We start from the raw sequence: 1,436 nt of genomic DNA on the forward strand, positions 1-1,436 counted from the left end.
GATGTAGGTAAAGTCCTTTGCAGGATCCCACGACACTTCCTGCATCAAGGGCAGACGGAAGACAGTGATCGGAATCTGAGAAATGGTGTAGCCGTCCGGCTTCGCCGCCGCCCGCGATGTCCTGATCCATCCCGGCGCGCACAAGGACGCGTGAGAGCGCGTCCGCTTCTGCTGATGCAGCACTATCTCATAGGGTGGGCAAAGGCGCGAAGCGCCGTGCCCACCATCTTCGTGATGATTGGAATTGGCGGGCACGCTGTCGCTTTGCCACCCTACGGTTTCTCACAAACAAACCGGGCAAGAACGCATGCCCGCGTCCTTGCCCGGCTCTTCGTCCGCCGATCGAAATCTTACCAGGTGCAGCTGCCGTTCTTCAGCGCGGCATCCTTCGCCGCGAGTGCGTCGATGAAGGTCGGCAGGGTCGCGCTGGCGCGGTGATAGCCGGCCGGCCACGGCGTGGTCGGGATGCTGTCGTCCCAGATCTGGCAGAAGCCGGTGTCCTGCCAGCGGATCAGGTGATAGCTGGCCTGTGCAGGGCTCGCAGCGACGAACGCGGTGACGGCAAGGCCCGCGGAAGCGCACAGCACGGAAATACGACGCATGATTAGCTCCTCAAATGAATGATGTGATGCGCCTCCCGGCAATGCGGGGAGGGCTGGTGCCGGACGCTCTGGGGATGCGCGCCGGACAAGATGTGAGTAGTTCCACGCGCTGATCAGGTTCAACGCACGCGCGCGGGGCATGGCTGATTTCCGCCGAAAAACGCGAAGGTCCTGCAAAAGCGAAAAGGCGGACCGCTCGCGCGATCCGCCTTGAAAACCGTTTTGTCGCGTCAAGCCTAGAGCGTGCAGCGACGCTCGGCGCGCAACTTGATCTGGAGGTCGGAGGCGGCCTGGAACGTCGGGAGAGGCTTGCTGACGACCTTGTAGGTCGACACCCCAAACTGGAACGGCTTGTACTTCAGGTCCTCGTTCCAGACCTGGCAGATGCCGGTGTTGTCCCAGCGGATCACGTAATAGCCGACCGCAGCCGAGGCCGGCACGGCAAAGACGGAGGTGGCAATGCCGGCAACGGCACAGAGCGCGAGAACGCGACGCATGAAGTATCTCCTTGTGGGAACGTGGGATCCGAAAATTCGTGCGGTAAAAGCAGGTTCTTTGCAAGCCGGGGGGCGGCAGTTCACGGACATGTCAGTCGCGGCCGCGCATTTGGTTTGGCCGCGTGCCCGACAAGCCACACGCGCGGCTCACTTCGACAGCGAGGCCACCGCCTCGATCTCGATCAGCATCTTCGGGTTGGGCAGGGCCTGCACCACGCAAGTGGTGCGCGCCGGGTAAGGCGGCGGGCCGAAGGCGCCGGCATAGAGCGCGTTCATGGCGGCAACGTCGGAGGCGCGGGTCAGGAGCACGTTGACCTTGACGAGGTCGCGGACACCG

General features: G+C 63.2%; 3 protein-coding genes and 1 pseudogene. All 4 read right to left on the reverse strand.

Features of this window, described 5'->3' with window-relative positions; translation table 11 throughout:
• Positions 1-111, reverse strand: a pseudogene (locus MOV75_RS42325) (tripartite tricarboxylate transporter substrate binding protein); the annotation flags it as partial.
• Positions 112-350: 239 nt separating this feature from the next.
• Positions 351-602 (reverse strand): hypothetical protein, encoded by a 252-nt coding sequence (locus MOV75_RS37970; RefSeq protein ID WP_246931000.1) that lies wholly within the window; start codon positions 600-602, stop codon positions 351-353.
• 236 nt (positions 603-838) lie between these two features.
• On the reverse strand, positions 839-1,099 hold the full coding sequence (locus tag MOV75_RS37975) for a hypothetical protein (protein ID WP_246931001.1): 261 nt from the start codon (positions 1,097-1,099) through the stop codon (positions 839-841).
• Between the two features lie 147 nt (positions 1,100-1,246).
• Positions 1,247-1,436, reverse strand: a 190-nt coding sequence (locus tag MOV75_RS37980) for a RidA family protein (protein WP_247007976.1), incomplete at its 5' end; no start/stop codon positions are given.

Origin of the sequence: Bradyrhizobium sp. PRIMUS42 (assembly GCF_023006515.1) — a bacterium.
Taxonomy (GTDB): Bacteria; Pseudomonadota; Alphaproteobacteria; order Rhizobiales; family Xanthobacteraceae; genus Bradyrhizobium.